This is a genomic window from Deinococcus pimensis DSM 21231 (genome assembly GCF_000519345.1).
Lineage (GTDB): Bacteria > Deinococcota > Deinococci > Deinococcales > Deinococcaceae > Deinococcus_A > Deinococcus_A pimensis.
Map to the genome: position 1 here is coordinate 847 of NZ_KI912615.1, position 928 is coordinate 1,774.

The 928-nt window shown below is 67.5% G+C and carries 2 protein-coding genes; one reads left to right on the plus strand and one right to left on the minus strand.

The features are described 5' to 3' along the window. Positions 1–76: 76 nt before the first annotated feature. Positions 77–445, minus strand: coding sequence for a hypothetical protein (locus tag DEIPI_RS0100115; RefSeq protein WP_027480442.1), 369 nt, complete (start codon positions 443–445; stop codon positions 77–79). A 198-nt stretch (positions 446–643) separates the two neighbouring features. Between DEIPI_RS0100115 and DEIPI_RS0100120 the strand changes: the two genes are divergently transcribed. Next, a partial coding sequence (locus DEIPI_RS0100120; protein WP_027480443.1) for a LysM peptidoglycan-binding domain-containing protein occupies positions 644–928 on the plus strand: 285 nt, incomplete at its 3' end.

Below are 928 nucleotides of genomic sequence, written 5' to 3' on the forward strand. Positions count from 1 at the left end.
GGCGGTGCAGCCTCTGGCCTCGTCCGCGAGCCGCGCGAGGGCGGCGTGGGCGGTGTCGGTCATGCGCCCTCGCGCCTCAGGCGGATTCGAGCTTGCGGCGCTGGCTGCGGGCCTCGCGGCGGCGCTTGGGGTCGAGGCCGACCATCAGGAAGAAGTTTTCGAGGGCGTTCTCGCGGCCCTTGATCTCGGGGTGCTCGAACTCGGGGGTGCCGGTGACGAAGGGCAGGTCCCGGTAGAGGTGGAGGGCATGCTCGACGACGTCGTCGGCGCTGGCCTGCTCGGCGCGCTCGGCGAGGGCGACGTAGACGGCGCGGCGGCTCTCGGCGTGCTTGAGAAAGGCGTCCGGGTGCGGGGTTTCCGGGGCGCGCAGCATGTCCTGCCGCGCGATGCGGCGGTAGTGCTTGAGTCCCTGCAGGATCTGCTCGGTCGTCAGTGTGTCCTTCATCCGTACCTCCGAACGCGTTCGTTGCGGGCAGTGTACCAGAGGCCGGAGGAAGGTGGCGTGGATCGCGCTCCGCTCATGTCTGACCGGGCGGTCAGACAATGCGAGGGCGCATAGACGCCGTATAGCCGCATAGTTTTCCGGGTTCTGTGAATTAATTAAGGACAAATCAATGAGCGACGGGTAAACTTCCATTTGTAAATGAAAACGTTCCGGGCCCTCCTCCTCGCTCTCGGTCTGTTCGGTGCCGTCTCCGGCGCGCTCGCCGAGACCTACACCGTCAAAGCGGGTGACACGCTCTACAAGGTCGCCCGGACGCACAACATGGACCCCGTGGACCTCATGAAGCTCAACAACCTGAGCTCCAGCACGGTCCAGGTAGGTCAGGTCCTCAAGGTGGACGGCGAGGCCGCGCCCGCCAAGGGCGCCCCCACCACGGCGACCACCGTCGCCCCCGCGCGTCCCCCGGTCGCCGCGCCCGTCGCC